The organism is Acutalibacter sp. JLR.KK004 (assembly GCF_036941085.1).
GTDB lineage: Bacteria > Bacillota > Clostridia > Oscillospirales > Acutalibacteraceae > Acutalibacter.
The window spans coordinates 981074-997684 of the sequence record NZ_JAYMNQ010000001.1 but is presented as its reverse complement, the minus strand read 5'-3'; the positions used below and the strand labels follow the sequence as shown (position 1 = coordinate 997684).

The 16611-nt window shown below is 56.8% G+C and carries 14 protein-coding genes; 9 read left to right on the top strand and 5 right to left on the bottom strand.

The genetic code is table 11. The features are described 5' to 3' along the window. Nucleotides 1–7 precede the first annotated feature (7 nt). Nucleotides 8–1450, bottom strand: coding sequence for a glucuronate isomerase (gene uxaC, locus VSQ30_RS05670; protein ID WP_334462639.1), 1443 nt, complete (start codon nt 1448–1450; stop codon nt 8–10). 232 nt (nt 1451–1682) lie between these two features. Here uxaC and VSQ30_RS05665 point away from each other — a divergent pair, with 232 nt between their 5' ends. Continuing rightward, complete coding sequence (locus tag VSQ30_RS05665; protein WP_334462637.1) at nt 1683–2282, top strand: helix-turn-helix domain-containing protein; 600 nt, start codon at nt 1683–1685, stop codon at nt 2280–2282. Between the two features lie 243 nt (nt 2283–2525). Here the strand turns inward: VSQ30_RS05665 and VSQ30_RS05660 are convergent, their stop codons facing one another. Beyond that, the gene (locus tag VSQ30_RS05660; protein WP_160642574.1) at nt 2526–3533 is read right to left on the bottom strand and encodes a GGGtGRT protein; all 1008 of its coding nucleotides are present in this window, start codon (nt 3531–3533) and stop codon (nt 2526–2528) included. 35 nt (nt 3534–3568) lie between these two features. Next, a complete protein-coding gene (locus VSQ30_RS05655) occupies nt 3569–4261 on the bottom strand; it encodes an iron-sulfur cluster assembly scaffold protein (RefSeq protein WP_334462634.1) in 693 nt (230 codons plus the stop codon). A 553-nt stretch (nt 4262–4814) separates the two neighbouring features. On the opposite strand from VSQ30_RS05655, the gene VSQ30_RS05650 reads away from it, so the two are divergent. The 3 genes from VSQ30_RS05650 to VSQ30_RS05640 are packed head-to-tail and all read left to right on the top strand — an operon-like array spanning nt 4815 to nt 6698. Continuing rightward, nucleotides 4815–5501 (top strand): lysoplasmalogenase family protein, encoded by a 687-nt coding sequence (locus VSQ30_RS05650; RefSeq protein WP_334462631.1) that lies wholly within the window; start codon nt 4815–4817, stop codon nt 5499–5501. A gap of 13 nt (nt 5502–5514) precedes the next feature. Continuing rightward, a complete protein-coding gene (locus tag VSQ30_RS05645; RefSeq protein WP_334462628.1) occupies nt 5515–6324 on the top strand; it encodes an alpha/beta fold hydrolase in 810 nt (269 codons plus the stop codon). Nucleotides 6325–6338: 14 nt separating this feature from the next. Continuing rightward, nucleotides 6339–6698, top strand: coding sequence for a PAS domain-containing protein (locus tag VSQ30_RS05640; protein ID WP_334462626.1), 360 nt, complete (start codon nt 6339–6341; stop codon nt 6696–6698). A 78-nt stretch (nt 6699–6776) separates the two neighbouring features. On the opposite strand, the gene VSQ30_RS05635 is transcribed toward VSQ30_RS05640, so the two are convergent. Both VSQ30_RS05635 and VSQ30_RS05630 read right to left on the bottom strand, forming a co-directional pair. Beyond that, nucleotides 6777–9062, bottom strand: coding sequence for a hypothetical protein (locus tag VSQ30_RS05635; protein ID WP_334462624.1), 2286 nt, complete (start codon nt 9060–9062; stop codon nt 6777–6779). Beyond that, on the bottom strand, nt 9055–9540 hold the full coding sequence (locus tag VSQ30_RS05630) for an RNA polymerase sigma factor (protein ID WP_334462623.1): 486 nt from the start codon (nt 9538–9540) through the stop codon (nt 9055–9057). Before VSQ30_RS05630 ends, VSQ30_RS05635 begins: the two co-directional genes overlap by 8 nt. 364 nt (nt 9541–9904) lie before the next feature. Between VSQ30_RS05630 and VSQ30_RS05625 the strand changes: the two genes are divergently transcribed. The 5 genes from VSQ30_RS05625 (at nt 9905) to pap (ending at nt 16569) form a co-directional block, all read left to right on the top strand. Beyond that, a complete protein-coding gene (locus VSQ30_RS05625) occupies nt 9905–11032 on the top strand; it encodes an S-layer homology domain-containing protein (RefSeq protein ID WP_334462622.1) in 1128 nt (375 codons plus the stop codon). Between the two features lie 221 nt (nt 11033–11253). Beyond that, nucleotides 11254–11664, top strand: a complete 411-nt coding sequence (locus VSQ30_RS05620) for a DUF2089 domain-containing protein (RefSeq protein ID WP_237076256.1) — start codon at nt 11254–11256, stop codon at nt 11662–11664. Nucleotides 11665–11718: 54 nt separating this feature from the next. Beyond that, nucleotides 11719–12999: a DUF4097 family beta strand repeat-containing protein gene (locus VSQ30_RS05615; RefSeq protein WP_160642699.1), complete on the top strand. Its 1281-nt coding sequence runs from the start codon at nt 11719–11721 to the stop codon at nt 12997–12999. 217 nt (nt 13000–13216) lie between these two features. Next, nucleotides 13217–14890, top strand: a complete 1674-nt coding sequence (locus VSQ30_RS05610) for a glycoside hydrolase family 3 N-terminal domain-containing protein (RefSeq protein WP_334462620.1) — start codon at nt 13217–13219, stop codon at nt 14888–14890. Between the two features lie 209 nt (nt 14891–15099). Continuing rightward, entirely contained in the window at nt 15100–16569 is a 1470-nt protein-coding gene (pap, locus tag VSQ30_RS05605; RefSeq protein WP_334462618.1) for a polyphosphate:AMP phosphotransferase, read from the top strand. Nucleotides 16570–16611 lie beyond the last annotated feature (42 nt).

Here is a 16611-nt window from a genome sequence, read left to right as displayed (position 1 = left end):
CATCCTTTTAGATGGTTTCCAGGTCAAAGCCAAAATAGCGGACAGCGTTGTTATAGCAGATGTCCTTCACAATTTTTGTAAGCTTTTCCATGTCATAGGGATACTCCCCGTTTTCCACCCAGCCGCCCAGCAGGTTGCAGAGAATGCGGCGGAAATACTCATGGCGGGGATAGGACAGGAAGCTGCGGGAATCGGTGAGCATCCCCAGGAAATTCCCCAGCAGGCCTGTGTTTGCAAAAGAGGTCATCTGCTTTATCATCCCTGCTTTGTGGTCGTTAAACCACCAGGCCGCGCCCTGCATCACCTTGCCCACAGTGCCTCCCTCCGCGAAGCAGCCGGTGATAGAGCAGAGAGGCTCGTCGTCGTTGGGATTCAGGCTGTAGAGGATGGTTTTAGGCAGCGCGTTTTTCTGGGCCAGGGCGTTCAAGAAGGCCCCGGCGCTGACGGCGGGGGAGCCGCCATGGACGGCGTCAAAGCCGCTGTCCGGGCCAAGCCGTCTGAACATGGCGGTGTTGTTGTTCCGGGTGCAGCCGAAGTGTATCTGCATCACCCAGTTCAGCCGGACATATTCCCCGCCTACAAACTGCATGAAGGCGGTTTTAAACTGTTCCTCTTCCTCCCTGGTGGGCATAACGCCTGCCAGGCGCTTTGAGAAGATTTTCTCCACATCCTCCTGGGGGGCGGGGCTGTACATAAGATATTCCAGGCCGTGGTCGGACTGGCGGCAGCCCATGGAATGGAAGAAAGCCATGCGCTTTTGCAGCGCTGCCCGCAAGTCCCCAAAGCCTGCGATCTTCATGCCCGCCGCTTCTTCCAGGCCGGATATGGCGGAAAGGTAATCCGGCTTTTCCAGGTTCATGGCCCTGTCAGGGCGGAAGGCGGGCAGCACCTGTACCGGGAAGCTTTCGTCTTCCGCAAGTGCCTTGTGCCAGCGGAGATCGTCGGCAGGATCGTCGGTGGTGCAGAGCAGCGTGACCCCGGACTGGGTGATAAGGCTGCGGGCGCTCATGGCAGGCTCTTGCAGCTTCTCATTGCACAGGTTCCATACCTCCTCCGCCGTATCAGCCCCCAGCACGCCTTTATACCCGAAAAACCGCTGCAGCTCCAGATGGCTCCAGTGGTAGAGGGGGTTGCCGATAGCCTTGTCCAGGGTTTCCGCCCATTTCTGGAAGCGCTCCCTGTCTGGGGCGCTGCCTGTGACAAACTGCTCTTCCACGCCGTTTGCCCGCATCAGCCGCCACTTATAGTGATCCCCGGCGCAGCCGCCCGCCGGGTTCTCTCCGCCTAGCCACACCTGGGTGATATTCTCAAACCGCCTGTCCTCGAAAATTTCCTGGGGACTGATGTGGCAGTGGTAATCCAGAATGGGCAGCCCCGCGGCACAGCCGTGGTACAGCTCCTTTGCCGTTTGGGTGGCCAGCAGAAAATCTTTGTCCATAAATGCTTTCAAGATGTATAACCTCCTCAGTGGAATGTGTTCAGCCTGCGCGGACACGCTCTAAGTATCAGGGCCTGCGTTTTTTAACCCCTGCTATCATTGTATCTCTTTCCTTTCCCACATGCAAGAAAAAGAGCTTTCCGGCGGGAAAGTTTTTTAAAGGGAATACCAAAAAAACCTTGACTTTAGAGGGAAACTGCCGTATAGTCAAAGTATGGAAGCAGGGGGGCATACAGGAGGGCTTATGCGTAGAGAGGAAAACAACGGCGAGATATTCCGCGCCTTTCAAAAATCCTTTCAGGATTTGCAGGGGAGCATGTCCCTGGAGGCGTTTGCCAAAAAGCTGGGGATGTCCCAGGCTTTGGCGCGGTCTTACCTGACGGGAACCCGGTTCCCGGACACCCAGGTGCTGCAGAAAATTTCAGAGCTGTGGGGCGTGTCTGTGGACTGGCTGCTGGGCCGCTCCGCCTTCCGGGTGAAAGAAAACGAACGGATGACGGTCAGGGAGATGGGCCTCAGCGAAAAAGCCGCTGTGCTGCTGCAAAGCGCCCACAACACCGGGGAGCCGGAAGGGCTTAATCCCCAGCTTGTCAGCGCCATGATTGAAAACGAGCATTTTGCCCGGTTTATGCAGCAGATACAAGTTTATATATCCCGGGCAGAGGAAGTGAGGGAAAAGCTGAAGGGGGCGGATCCCGGGATGCTGGACTTCTATTCCTACCGCCTGCGGGCGGAAAAGCTGGCGGTGACGGACGTGCTCCATGACCTTTTAAACGGCATGGCGCCCCTGCCGGAGCTGCAGGAGCGGGAAAAGGCAAAAGGTGTGGAGAAACCCCCAAAATAACGAAACATATAGGAAAAGCCGGCGCAGCCATCCTAGCTGCGCCGGCTTTTTTGTTTTATACTGTATGGGCAAGGCGGGATTTAGAAGCTGTACCGATAGGATTGGTGCGGAGATTTTCGAGGAAATTTTGTGGGATTCAAGGCGGAAACCGCAAGAAATACTTTCGTATTTCGAGGATTTCCAACACAGAAGCCCGCTAAATTTCCCGAAAAGGTTTGTACAGGAGCCTATTGGTACAGCTTCTTACTTCATGCCCTCATATACTGCCACAGCGCAGGCAACGGTCGCGCCTACCATGGGGTTGTTGCCCATGCCCATAAGGCCCATCATTTCCACGTGGGCAGGCACGGAGGAAGATCCAGCAAACTGGGCGTCGCCATGCATACGGCCCATGGAGTCGGTCAGGCCATAGGAAGCGGGGCCGGCTGCCATGTTGTCCGGGTGCAGGGTGCGGCCGGTGCCGCCGCCGGAGGCCACGGAGAAATACTTCTTGTCGTTCTCCAAAGCCCACTTCTTATAGGTGCCCGCCACCAGGTGCTGGAAACGGGTGGGGTTGGTGGAGTTGCCGGTAATGGAAACGTCTACGCCCTCATGCTTCATAATGGCTACGCCTTCCAGCACGTCGTTTGCGCCATAGCACTTAACAGCAGCGCGCTCGCCGTCGGAGAAGGGCTTGGTTTCTTCCACCTTCAGCTCGCCGGTGAAGAAATCATAGTCTGTCTTTACATAGGTAAAGCCGTTGATACGGGAAATGATGTAAGCGGCGTCCTTGCCCAGGCCGTTGAGGATAATGCGCAGAGGCTCCTTGCGGGCGCGGTTGGCGGTTTTTGCGATGCCGATAGCGCCTTCGGCGGCGGCAAAAGACTCGTGGCCTGCCAGGAAGGCAAAGCACTTTGTCTCATCCCTGAGTAGCATGGCGCCCAGGTTGCCATGGCCCAGGCCCACGTTGCGCTGCTCAGCCACAGAGCCGGGAATGCAGAAAGCCTCCAGGCCGATGCCGATGGCCTCGGCAGCTTCGGCAGCGGTTTTTACTCCCTTCTTAATGGCAACGGCGCAGCCCAGGATGTAGGCCCAGCCGGCGTTTTCAAAAGCGATGGGCTGCACGCCCTTGACGATATCGTAGGGGTCGAAACCCTTGGACTTGCAAAGCTCCCTTGCCTCCTCGAGGCTGCCCAGGCCATACTGGTTGAGGCACTTCTCAATTTTGGGCATTCTTCTTTCCTTGCCTTCAAACATGACGTCATTAGCCATTTCGTTGTCCTCCTAATCTATGTATGGTCACTCTATTATTCTTCTCTGGGGTCAATATACTTGGTAGCGCCGTCAAAACGGCCATACTGGCCAATGTTGTTCTTATAGGCCTCGTCAGGGGAAACGCCATGGCGGATGTCCTCCAGCATTTTGCCCAGCTTGACAAACTGATAGCCAATGACCTCGCCTTCCTCGTCCAGGGCCATCTTGATGACATAGCCCTCAGCCATTTCCATGTAGCGCACGCCCTTGGCGCCTGTGGAGAACATGGTGCCCACCTGGGAGCGCAGGCCCTTGCCCAGGTCTTCCAGGCCGGCGCCGATGGGCAGGCCGTCCTCGGAGAAAGCGGTCTGGCTGCGGCCATAAGCGAGCTGCTTGAAGATTTCACGCATGGCAACGTTGATGGCGTCGCACACCAGGTCGGTGTTCAGGCACTCCAGAAGGGTTTTGCCGGGGAGGATTTCCGCGGCCATGGCGGCAGAGTGGGTCATGCCGGAGCAGCCCAGGGTTTCCACCAGAGCCTCCTGCACAATGCCCTCCTTCACGTTCAGGGTCAGCTTGCAGGCGCCCTGCTGGGGGGCGCACCAGCCGATGCCGTGGGAAAGGCCGCTGATGTCCGAAATCTGATAGGACTTGACCCACTTGCCCTCTTCGGGGATGGGGGCCGGGCCATGATGAGGGCCTTTCTTCACCGTACACATATTTTCCACTTCATGGGAATAGTTCATATTGGTACTCCTTTCAAAATTTATAATGTTTTTCAGGGCAGGCTTTGCCCGAAATACCAATCTTATTTCATTATAATCGGAAAGGGCCTACTATGCAAGCCCTTCGACAAAATTTTGCTGGCTTGCGTTCTTTATTTTGGGGAGTGCCGGCGCCCATTGCAAAATTCTGGAAATTTTTGTTGCGCCCTGGGCCAAATATGGTATAATAACCTTACAGGTTATTATACTTGATTTAAATTGCCCCGCCCAGTTCTTCCCTCCGGTCAGACGGGCCATGGGCAAATACCAACGCGCTTTGCGCTTATGGTATAAGAACCTTACAGGTTATTATACTTGATTTCAAATTTGCCCCGCCCAGTTCTTCCCTCCGGTCAGACGGGCCATGGGCAAATACCAACGCGCTTTGCGCTTATGGTATAAGAACCTTACAGGTTATTATACTTCATTTCAAATTTGCCCCGCCCAGTTCTTCCTTCTGCCCAGACGGGCGACAGCGCAAAGCGGCAAACTCGTAAGAAAGGAGCGGGTGCCGGGCACAAAAGGCCGCGGCTTCATGCCTTTTGCAACCCCCTGCACCCCATGCAATTTTATGAACCTTTGGGTATTTTCCTGCCAAATCCTGCCTTTGTGGGGCGGCTTTTTCGCCCTGTACTTTATCCTGCGCCGGGAGGGCCTTGCACGCCAGAGCCTGATAGCCAAATGCGGCGGCAGCTTTCTGGCAGTGGGCTCAGCGGGGTCGGCCCTGTACCTGCGGGGGATAAACCCCTTCTCCCAGCCGGTGTTCTGGTTCTTCCTCCTGTGTACGGCGGCGGACGCCCTGCTGGAAATCCGCTTTGTCGCCGGGATGCTGGTGTTCGGCGCCGCCCATGCCTGCCTTATTATTTGGCTTTGGGAAGCGGCCCCGCCCTCCCTGTGGAGCCTGTGCCTGTGGGTGCTGGCCTATGCCTGCACCGCATTCCTGTTCCGCCGGGAGCTTCCCAAGCTGGGAAAGCTGACGGTTCCCTTCTGTCTGTATCCCGGCCTGCTGGGGGCCTCCCTGGCTTTAGCACTGCCCCTGCCCTTTTTGGCGGGGCCTGCGTGGTGGCCTGCCGCCATAGGGGCCTTGTGCTTCTTTGTTTCCGACATGATGGTAGCCAAAGGGGAGCTTTCCGGCCTGCCGCCCAAATTCCAAAAACCTGTGATGCTGCTCTATTGGGCGGCGCTGTACCTGCTAAGCTGGCCCTTGTGGGCAGGGATATGAGGGAGGAAAACCCATGACAGAGAAAACCTTTTCCACGCCTATGGGGCAGATTCACTACTGGACAGCGGAAGCCCCCGGCAGGCCCTGGCTTGTGTTCCTGCCCGGCCTTACGGCGGACTGCCGGCTTTTTGACAAGCAGACCCAGGCCCTCTCCCCCCGCTTTAGCTGCCTTGTGTGGGACGCCCCTGCCCATGGCGCTTCCCGGCCCTTTGCGCTGGCGTTTTCCATGGAGGATCTCACCTGCTGGCTTCATGCCATCCTGGAGCGGGAGGGTATAAAAAAGCCCCTGCTTGTGGGGCAGTCCATGGGCGGGTGCATCGCCCAAAGCTATAGGAAGGCTTATCCTGAAAGCGCGGCGGGGCTTGTTACCATAGACGCCCCGCCCCTGGGCCGCCGCTATTACACCAGGGCCGAACTGTGGCTTTTAAAGCACACCAAATGGATGTACCGCTCCATCCCCTGGGGGCTGCTGCAAAAATGCGGGGTTGCGGGCACGTCGGAAAGCCCATACGGCCACAGCCTGATGGAAAAGATGCTGGAAGGCTACCAGAAGGAGGAATACTGCGCCCTTGCCACCCATGGCTACAAGCTGCTGGCCCAGGCTGTAGAGGCCTATGGGGAAAGCACCCTTGCCTGCCCGGCGCTGCTGCTGTGCGGGGAAAAAGATGGGGCGGGTTCCTGCAGGCGGTATGACAAGGCCTGGGCAAAGGCTGAGGGCCTGCCCCTGGTTTGGGTGCCGGAAGCGGGGCACAACGCCAACACAGACGCGCCGGATTTTGTAAACAGCCATATAGAGGGCTTTGCCCGGAAACTTTTTCTGTAATTGGAGGGAAACCCATGGAAGAAAACGCCATGCTGAAAGCCATTTTGAACAGCTACCCCTACCCCATCGTCTTTGTAGACGATACCTACACCATCCGCTATATGAACCGCTATGCCCAATACCATTATTACCAGGAACGGGGCTACCGGGATCTGATTGGGAAGTCCCTTTTCGACTGCCACGACAAGGACAGCTCTAAGGAGCGCATCAAGGCTGCCTTTGAAAAGATGAAAAGCGACGGCAAGGAAGCCTTTGTGGGGGTGAACCTGCGGAACCTCCGCATTTACATGCAGCCCGTGCGGGATGAGCAGGGAAAGCTTATCGGCTTTTTCGAGCGCTTCGAGCAGAACCTGCGCATAGACAAAAAGGCATGACAGAAAGATGCCCGGCCCCCTAGCAGAGGCCGGGCATCTTTTTTCTTCTTGTCAGCTTTCCTGCATGGGGCAAATCACTCAGTATTTTGATCTGCCTATGCCTTCCGCCGTTATCACGATGTTGTTAATCCGCACCCCCAGCACGTCGGAAAGCTTCACAGGCACCTCTGTGCTGAAAATCGCGCTCTGCTTGCGGTGAAGCTCCTCCGCAGCCTCCCATTCCTTGTCCCAGGCATAACCGGAACTGACGCGTATGCCGTCGGTTTCAACCTCGCAGGCCACCACCTTCCTGCTGCACAGAATTTCCACGGTTTCAATTTTCTCATCATGGATATCGCATCCGGAAATCCGCAGGCCGCCGCCATCTATAATGGCAATTTCGCTGATATCCAGCCCCGCCTGCCATAAGGCCTCATAGCCGCAGGAGGGCAGGAAGGAGGCTTTGGGGATTTCCACCCCGTTTATCTCCACAGCCGTCACGTTCTGCGCATCAAATTCCCGCTCCGGCTGATACCAGTGCTCCTCTGTGTCAGAGCCGGAAGTCCCTGCGCTGACATCATATGTGCAGGCAAGCTTTTCCTCCCCGCACACCAGGGAAACAGACTGCACAGAGTCATAAAGCTCCCGGCTGCCCCGCAGGCATACCCCTTCCTGAGTGGCCTTCACACCAGTAATGTGTACCCACTGCTCCCAAAGCGCTTCATACCCCGCCGTGTCCCACAGGCTCCCGGCGGCCAGGGGGATTTCCGCGCCGTTTATCCGCAGGGCAGAGGCCTCCTGGACCCTTTGCCCGCCGGCAGGGGCAAATTCCACCGAACCCAGGGTGTAATATTCCTTCACTTCGCCCGTTCCATCCTGGGCCCAGGCAGGCTGGAAATGCCCGCTGTTTTCCTGCCGCTGGAAGGGGACTGCCGTATCCCCGCACACCAGCTCCAGGCTGTCCACCCCGCCGATGCCTTTATAATTTGCCCCGTCAGCCTCCGGCCCGCTGAGGAACACGCCCCAGGGGGTAATCTCCAGCTTATCCACCCGCACATCCCCCACCTGCATGGGGCCGTACACGGCCATATTGCCGGGCAGCTCCTCTCCCAGGGGGAATTCCGCCTGGATCTCCTCCTCCGCCTGCTGGGAGGTGTGGGTCATGGCAAAGAACTCATATTCATCCAGTTCCTCCGGGGAAATCTCAAAGTAAAACTCCTCATACTTGGGGCCAAAACAGGAGGGCCACGCAATGGGCCTGCCTGCTTCGTCCAGCTCAAAGAAGCTGGAACTGGCGGATTTGAACATAAGGCAATCAGAAAGCTCCTTGCTGCCAGGGTTTTCCTCCTGTAAAGCCCGGATTTTTTCAGCGGTCTTTTGCCCTTCCCCCGCCTTTGCGCAGACAATGCCGCACTGGGTGTAGGGCGTGCCCTCTGTCCGCCCGGGCAGTCGCACCTGCACGCAGAATTTCCCGTTTACAAAGCCTATCCCGGTTATTTTCAGCCCGCTGCCCGCAAACAGGGCCTCCCCCTCCACAGGCTTCAGCGCCGACCACAGCCTGCCGTCTTTATAGTCAGTGTCTCCCGTTTCCTCCACAGGCTCCGGCAAAAGGTCTGCCCCCTGTTTCCGGAATTCTTCCACGGCAAAATCCTCCGCGCCCTTGCTGTTGCACACGCGCACACCGGAAGGCTCTTCCATATTGGCGCTGCCGTATATATATTGCGCATACACAGGAAGTATTTTCGGGTTTGTCCAGGCCCCGCTCACATCCAGGGGAATATAATCCTCCTGCTGGAGAATTTTCGTGACAGCCAGAAGGCTCAGCTTCACCTGGGCGCCCTCCACGTCATAGGTGTCGTTGGTGTCGAAATCCATGCGGCACAGGGCGGTCTGGGTTTCTGCGTCGTAATGCAGCACCCGGTTATACCACATGGCCCCGTCCAGCAGCTCGTTATCCACCTTGGGGAATTCCTTGTTGAGCTTCAGCCGGGCGATAACATCCATGTTCCCGCTTAAGCGGTTTTCCTTCTCCTTGTCCTGAAGGGTGAAATAAACGGACAGGGCGTCCTCTGTGTTGGTGGTGCCCAGCACCTCCAGGCACAGGCCGTCCCCTTCCTCCCGGGCCAGGGCAGGCGCGCCCAAAAGCCCCTTCCCCGCCTCTAAAAGCATGTTCCGGAAGCCGGGCACAGCCGCCGCGGCCGCCGTCAGGGAAATGCACAGCACCAGCACCAGTGCCAGCGCGGCCGTGGCAAACCGCCGGGGCTTTACAGGCCCCACCCAGCGGACGCCCCTGCGCCTGTCCGCCATGCGGCGCAGGGTGTCCTCTACCAGCCGGCTTTCCGGAGCCAGCCGCTCGTTCATGGAATCGTATGTCTGCTTAAACATTCTGTAAACCCTCCTCTTCCAGTATCTCCTTCATCATGGCCCTGGCCCGTTTAAGCCGCTGGCGCACCGCGGCAGGCTTTGCCCCGGTTATCCTGCCTATCTCCGCCGCAGGCAGATCCTCCCAGTAAAACAGGTGCAGCACCACCCGGTATTTAGGCGGCAGCTTTAAAAGCTCCTGGTGCAGCCCCCACTGATCCCTGGTTTCAAAAGGCAGGCTTTCATCCAAGGGCACGTGCCGTTTGTGCCAGGGGGCACGCCATACGTTCCGGCAGCAGTTCAGGGTGACCCGCAAAAACCAGGCCTTCTCGTGCTCCTGGCTTTCAAAAGCAGGCTCCTTCTCCACATACCGCAAAAACACCTCCTGGAATACGTCCTCCGCGTCCGCTTTGCTGCGCAGTTGGGCAAAGGCCAGCCTGTAGACCCGCGGCCCCTGCCGGGCCACCATCTCCTCGTCCCGCTGCCGTTTTTCCTCTTCCACACGCTTCCCTCCCTTCTGCCCTCTATACGTTCCAGCAAAGCAGATTGTGACAAACCTGCCCTGTTTTTTTATAAATCGGCAGAAAGCCTGCGTCCGATAGGCAATTCTGCTATATTTTTCCTTGCGTATTCCCGGGAAAAGCGGTATGCTTATCTAGGGCTTGTTTGAAAAATCGCAAACACCGTCTTTTTGTCCAAAACAGGCGTTTCCTGTGTTGGAAATCCTCGACAGGCGACAGCCTGTCTTGCGGTTTCCGCCTTGAAAACCACCTTGTTTTGTCTTAAAAATCCGGCACTTTCTCTATTTTCAAATAAGCCCTAAAAAGCAGAATTTATTTTCTGCGTTGTAGGAGGAGAATATCGGGATGAAAAAGAAAGCACCTACCCGCATCCTGTCCCTGGCGCTGGCAGCGGCGCTGCTCTGCAGCCTGCCCGTTTTCGCACAGGCCGCTGTTTCCACAGGGTCAGCGGGCGGCAGCACCCGTTGGGCATATGACAGCTCCGCCCGCACCCTAACCTTCACAGGCTCCGGCTCCACCGGGGATTACCGCTGGTCCAGCTCGGCGGCAGGCAAGTGCACGTATATGTCCGTCCTGATGAAATCCCGCACTGTCGCTGTGAAAGAGGGTATCACCCGCTTGGGTGACAGCTTTCTCGCCAACGGCGGCAATTCCATATCCAGTGTAAGCCTGCCCCAGTCCCTGCGGGAAATAGGGCCTTTTGCTTTTATGGAAACCAGGAAACTGAAAAGCATTACCATTCCCGCCGGCGTCAGGAAAATTGATCATGGCGCTTTTGCCCAAAGCGGGATTGCGGACGTCTATTTTGAAGGCACCCGCGCCCAGTGGGACGCCATAGACAAGGCGCCTAACGCAAGCTTCGCCCCTGGGGTAGACGGCCTGAAAAACGCCGCCATCCATTTCCTGGGCGACACGCCCTATCCTGGCACTCCCTTTACAGACATCAACAGCCATTGGGGCCGGGAGGCCGTCAAGTGGGCCTATGGGGAAAAGCTTTTCAGCGGCGTAAGCGGGACGGAGTTCGGCCCTGAGGGCAGGATGGAGCGGGGCATGCTGGTCACAGTGCTCCACCGCCTGGCAGGAGAGCCTGCGCCTCAAAGCGCCTGCGCCTTTACAGATGTGCCCAAAGGCAGGTATTACGAGAAGGCCGTGGCCTGGGCCTCTGAAAACGGCATTGTCAGCGGGGAGGGCGGCGGCCGCTTTGGGCCTGACGGCAAAATAACACGGGAGCAGGCGGCAAAAATCCTCTATAGCTATGCGGTGAAGTATGGAAAGGATGTCTCCATCCGCCCCGGCGCCCTTTCCGGTTTTTCCGATCAGGGAAAAATTTCCTCCTGGGCACAGGAAGCTATGGAATGGGCCGTCTCCCACGGCGTACTCAATGGCAGCGGCGGGAAGCTGAATCCCGGCGGCACAGCCAGCCGGGCCGAGGTTGCCCAGATCTTCTACAACAGCCGCGCCCTTCTGGCATAAAGCAGAGCTATAAACAAATATCACAGGAACCGCAGGGACACAAACAGCCCTTGCGGTTCTTTTTTGCGCCCAGGGCCAGCTCTATGTGTAAATTAAAAAAATCAAGCAGTTTTATTAAAAAAATTGATTTTATTATTGACAAAATTAAATTCACAGCGTATACTGTAGAAAACGCAAAAGAAAGGGACGGTACCGGGCAGGGGAGGGCTGCTTTGTACCGCATGGTGATGAAAATGGGCAGAGAGCAATACCACGCGCCGGCAAAATGCCCGGTGTGCGGACAGACTATGGAGGTAACCCGGCTACAGTGTACCTGCTGCGGCTCTGAGCTTACCGGGCGCTTTTCCCCCTGCAGGTTCTGCGCCTTAGAGGAAAAGCACCTCTCTTTTATTGAAACCTTCCTGCGGTGCCGCGGATCCATTAAAGAGGTGGAAAAGGAGCTGGGGGTAAGTTATCCCACTGTAAAGAACATGCTGGAGGCAGCCCTGGGCGCTTTGCAGCTTGAATCTCCCCAGGAGCGGCAGGCCAGGCGGAAGGAGGAGAAAGCCGACGTGCTTTCCCGGCTCTCCCAGGGGGATCTGACTGTAGAGCAGGCCGTGGAGGAGCTGAACCGCCTGCGGGGGAAAAACTGACCTGATAATATTTTGAAGAAAGGGAGGAGCCGGCTTGCGCCGGCGGCGACAGATATGGACAGCGAGAAGCGCAGAATTTTAGAGATGGTGGGAGAGGGAAAAATCTCCCAGGAGGATGCCCTGCGGCTGTTAGACGCCCTGGAGGACGAGCGGGTGGACCGTGCTTTTGAGGACGCCATGGCCCGCCTGCGGGAAAATCCAGGCGGCCCTGCCGGGCAGCCCCAGGCCGGACCCGGGCCTGCGGAGCCAGAGGTAATGCCGCCCCAGCCGGCGGAAGGGGATATCTGGGGGGAAGTGGAAGAGGCCGCCCGGGAAGTGGGCCAGGTGCTCAGCCAAACAGCCGCCGTAACCATGGACGCCATTGCGGAAGGGATGCAGTGGGCCAAGGGCGCAGTGCAGAAAATCCCCGGGGTGTCTGTGTGGTGGGGAAACCAGCAGGATATCCCCGAAGGCGAGCAGCCCCTTCCCTATCATTACCCCGACGGCAGCACCCAGGTCAGCAAGCTGGACATCCAGTGGGTAAACGGCCCGGTAGAAATCGTCCCCTGGGAAGGCCAGTGGGTAAACGTGACGGAATACGCCCAATACCCTTTGCAGGAAAGCCAGCAGTTAGAGCTTACCGTAACAGACGGGGGTACCATGCGCATCCGCTGGACAAAAGACAAAAGCTTCTGGAAGGGCCTGCGGCTTTCCAAATACCTGCTGGTGCAGGTGCCCGCGGCCATGGGGCTGGAAAAAATCAAGGTGGAAAATGTTTCCGGCAGCGTGCAGGCTGAAAACCTTCACGGAGAGGATTTCTCCCTGAGCACCACCTCGGGCCAGATAGAGGCCCTGGGCCTGCGGGCGGAAAAGCTGAAGCTGGCCTCTGTTTCCGGCAGAGTATACGGGAAAAACCTCCAGGCCGGGCTGATTGACGCTGGCTCCACTTCCGGAAAGGTTGACCTGTATGGCTTTGGGTGCCAGCGGCTGAAGGCCAACACAGTTTCCGGCTCCATCCATCTGTATGGCAACGGGGAAAGCCTGCAGGCCAAAAGCGTTTCCGGCAAAATCACCCTGCAGACAGAGCCGCTTACAGAGCGGATCCGGCTGGAAAGCCTTTCAGGCCGCCTCACCCTGCTGCTGCCCCAGGGCTTCCCAGAGTCTCCGGGCTTCCGGGCAGACTTTGACTCCATGTCCGGCAGCTTTTCCAGCGGCTTCCCTGTAGGCGGGATCCTGGGCGGGAAGTCGGGCCAGGCAGTGTATGGGCAGGGGGAGATGAAAATCCACCTGCACACCCTTTCCGGCAAAATGGAAATACAGCCTGTGCTGGAAGAAAGTGCCTCCCCCGCGCCCTAACGCCAGCCAGCCATCAAATGCCCCCTGTCTTTTTAGGCAGGGGGCATTTAGCCTGTTTTCATCCTCTTACGCGTTACAGGCAATGCAGTTCCAATAGGTGTGCACCGTAGATATAAACCGCGTGTTCGGACACTCCCCAATATTTTCCAAAGCTTGCATTGTTCTTCTGTTTTGTGGTATGCTATTGTTATAAATATGATATGCTATGGGGAATTTTATGAAAAAACTGCTTGCACTGTTTTTAACCCTCCTGCTTTCTGCAGCCGCCCAAAAGGCTGCCGCAGTGGCAGAGCCTGCTTTGCTGCCTTTTCAGGATGTAAAGCAGGGCGACTGGTTCTACGATGCCGTGTCATACGCCTATGGGGAAAAGCTGTTCCAAGGTGTTTCAGCCAGCTCCTTCAACCCCTCCGGACAAATGGACAGGGCCATGTTTGTCACAGTTCTTGCAAACTTAGCCGGGGCAGACACCTCCAGCTTTACCCAGCAGCATTTTACAGACACAGCCCCCGGGCAGTGGTATACGAAAAATGTGGAGTGGGCCGCTTCCTTCGGCATCGTCTCCGGCATGGGCAATTTCCAGTTTGCCCCCCGCAGCCCCATCACCCGGGAGCAGATGGCAGCGCTGCTGTACCGCTTTGCCGAAGCCGCAGGCAACGACATGTCCGTAAGCGGCAGCCCGGCAGGCTTTACAGATTACAACAAAATCTCCAGCTACGCTAAAACCGCCATGGACTGGGCCATCAGCAAAAAACTGATCCGCGGCCTTTCGGAAACCGTCCTGGATCCCCAGGGCACTGCCACCCGCGCCCAAGCCGCCCAGATTTTCTGCAACGCCCAAAGCGTCCTGCTGAAAAAACAGGTGGCAGCCCCGCCTATGGCCCTGCCCCTGCCCACGGAAATGGACAAAAAGCTTTACACCATGACACTAGAAGAAAAGGTGGGCCAGCTTTTCTTTCCTCGTTTCCCGGACTGGGACGCAAACACTTGGACAAAGCAGTATAGCCCAGCAGGCTACGTCCTGTTTGCCAAAGACTTTTCCGGCAAAACAAAAGCCCAGGTGCAAAACATGCTCTCAGAGTGCCAGTCGGCCTCAAAAACGCCCCTGCTCCTGGGGGTGGACGAGGAAGGCGGCACAGTGGTGCGGATAAGCTCCAACAAGAATTTGGCAAGCGCCCCCTTTGCCTCTCCGCAGAAGGTATACCAGCAGGGAGGCGTGGAAGGCATCAAGCAGGACACTGAGAAAAAGGCAGCGCTGCTGCTGGATTTGGGCCTGAACCTGAACCTGGCCCCGGTGTGCGACATTTCCACCAACCCTGGGGACTATATCTATGCCCGCACCCTGGGCGTTCCCGCAAAGGAAGCCGCCCAGGTGACAGCAGAACTGGTGGGAGCCATGGAGAAGCAGAACCTTTCCAGCACCCTGAAGCACTTCCCTGGCTATGGCAATAACCTGGACACCCATACAGGCATTGCCGTGGACGAGCGGCCTTACCAGCAGTTCCAGGAGGAGGATTTTCTCCCCTTTGCAGCCGGCATAGAGGCTGGCGCCCCCAGCGTGCTGGTGTCCCACAACATTATCAACTGCATGGATCCTTCTAAGCCCGCCTCCCTCTCCAAGCCTGTGCATGATATCTTGCGGGAGGAGCTGGGCTTTGAAGGGGTCATCATGACCGACGACCTTTCCATGGATGCCATCAAACTGTATACAAACCGCCAGTCCCCGGCGGTAACAGCCTTTCTGGCAGGCAACGATTTGCTGCTCACCTCCGACTGGAAAGCAGACTATGACGCTCTTTTAGCCGCCGCCAAAAGCGGGGAAATCCCCTTAACGCGGATAGAGGAATCTGTGCGGCGCACCCTGGAATGGAAGGCAAAAAAGGGCCTGCTGTGATGAGATGCTCCCTGCAACAGGCCCTGGGTTCCTTTTCTTTATGCTGCCCTATAAGAACCTGTATTCACAACCAGGACCCCCTCCCGCCCTTTTCTTTTCGCCCTCCGAAAATATTTCTAAAATTTTTCAAAACAGGGGGGGTGACTTTTAGACAAATTTGTGATATACTGATAACAACCTAAAACAAATCCCCAAGAGGTGTATTGGTTATGCTCAAAAACTGGATGCCCCCGGAAAAACCGGAAAAAGAAGAGCTGAAGGCCCGCCTGAAGGCCGCCCAGGAAAAGCTTGCCCTCCAGCAGATGCAGCTTAAAGACAGGAAGCTGCCTGTGCTGGTTCTCATTGAGGGCTGGGGCGCTGCCGGCAAGGGAAGCGCCATCGGCCGGGTTATCCGCAATATTGACCCCCGCTTTTTCAAGGTGTTCTCCATGGGCGCTCCCACCGAGGAGGAGCAGCGCCTGCCTTTCCTGTACCGCTATTTTGAGAAAATCCCGGAGGCCGGAAAGTTCACATTCCTGGATTCCGGCTGGATGGACGAAATTATGAAGGACAGGCTCCAGGGCGGCATGAGCGACGAGGTGTATGCCCAGCGGGTGGACAGCGTAAAGCGGTTCGAGCGGCAGCTCACCGACAACGGCTATCTGGTGCTGAAATTCTTCTTTAACATAAACAAAAAGGAGCAGGCAAAGCGCATTGACGGCCTGCTGGAAGATAAAGACACTGCCTGGCGGGTAGGCCGCCGGGATGTATGGCAGAACCGCCATTATGAAGACTGCCAGGATGCCTTTGACCGGTATCTCACCGACACCAACACCCCCAGCGCTCCCTGGTATCTGGTGGAAGCAAAGAACAAAAAATTTGCGGAGCTGCAGGTGATGGAAACCCTGTGCATGGGCATTGAAACAGCCCTGCACAACGACAAGCTGGCAGTGCCCCTGCTGCAAAACGCCTTCCCCTTAGTGAAAATGCCTAAGCTGAAGGATGTGCCTTTAGACAAAACCATCAGCGATGAAGAATATAAGTCGGAGCTTGACCGCCTCCAGGCAAAGCTGCGGATGCTCCACAACCGGCTGTACCGCAAGCGGGTGCCTGTCATCATGGTATACGAGGGCTGGGACGCCGCCGGGAAGGGCGGCAACATCAAGCGGGTAACCGGGGCTTTGGATCCCCGGGGCTTTGAGGTACACCCCATCGCCAGCCCGGAGCCTAAGGAAAAAGCCCGGCACTATCTGTGGCGCTTCTGGACGCGCCTGCCCAAAACAGGCCACATCGCCATTTTCGACCGAAGTTGGTATGGCCGGGTTATGGTAGAGCGCCTGGAGGGCTTCTGCTCTGAAAACGACTGGCAGCGGGCCTTTTATGAGATGAACGAGTTTGAACAGGAGCTTCACAACTGGGGCGCTGTCATCCTGAAATTCTGGGTGCATATTGATTCCGACACCCAGTTGGCCCGTTTCACCGACCGCCAGAACACCCCCTCGAAGCAGTGGAAAATCACAGATGAGGACTGGCGCAACCGGGAAAAATGGGACGAATATGAAATGGCCATTGACGAAATGCTGCAAAAAACCAGCACCACCTTTGCGCCCTGGCATATCTTAGAGTCTGTAGACAAAAAATATGCCCGCATTAAGGCGCTGCAAATTGTGGTGGACACCCTGGAAAAGGCCCTTGATTAAATCAGATTAAAAGACTTCATTTTCTTCTTTCCTTATTTATAC

Bases quoted from the DNA above. Each gene is read 5' to 3' on its own strand.
- VSQ30_RS05665 (WP_334462637.1), top strand. From the start codon at position 1,683: ATGCGTAGAGAGGAAAACAACGGCGAGATATTCCGCGCCTTTCAAAAA.
- VSQ30_RS05660 (WP_160642574.1), bottom strand. From the start codon at position 3,533: ATGGCTAATGACGTCATGTTTGAAGGCAAGGAAAGAAGAATGCCCAAA.
- VSQ30_RS05655 (WP_334462634.1), bottom strand. From the start codon at position 4,261: ATGAACTATTCCCATGAAGTGGAAAATATGTGTACGGTGAAGAAAGGC.
- VSQ30_RS05650 (WP_334462631.1), top strand. From the start codon at position 4,815: ATGCCTTTTGCAACCCCCTGCACCCCATGCAATTTTATGAACCTTTGG.
- VSQ30_RS05645 (WP_334462628.1), top strand. From the start codon at position 5,515: ATGACAGAGAAAACCTTTTCCACGCCTATGGGGCAGATTCACTACTGG.
- VSQ30_RS05640 (WP_334462626.1), top strand. From the start codon at position 6,339: ATGGAAGAAAACGCCATGCTGAAAGCCATTTTGAACAGCTACCCCTAC.
- VSQ30_RS05635 (WP_334462624.1), bottom strand. From the start codon at position 9,062: ATGTTTAAGCAGACATACGATTCCATGAACGAGCGGCTGGCTCCGGAA.
- VSQ30_RS05625 (WP_334462622.1), top strand. From the start codon at position 9,905: ATGAAAAAGAAAGCACCTACCCGCATCCTGTCCCTGGCGCTGGCAGCG.
- VSQ30_RS05620 (WP_237076256.1), top strand. From the start codon at position 11,254: ATGGTGATGAAAATGGGCAGAGAGCAATACCACGCGCCGGCAAAATGC.
- VSQ30_RS05615 (WP_160642699.1), top strand. From the start codon at position 11,719: ATGGACAGCGAGAAGCGCAGAATTTTAGAGATGGTGGGAGAGGGAAAA.
- VSQ30_RS05610 (WP_334462620.1), top strand. From the start codon at position 13,217: ATGAAAAAACTGCTTGCACTGTTTTTAACCCTCCTGCTTTCTGCAGCC.
- pap (WP_334462618.1), top strand. From the start codon at position 15,100: ATGCTCAAAAACTGGATGCCCCCGGAAAAACCGGAAAAAGAAGAGCTG.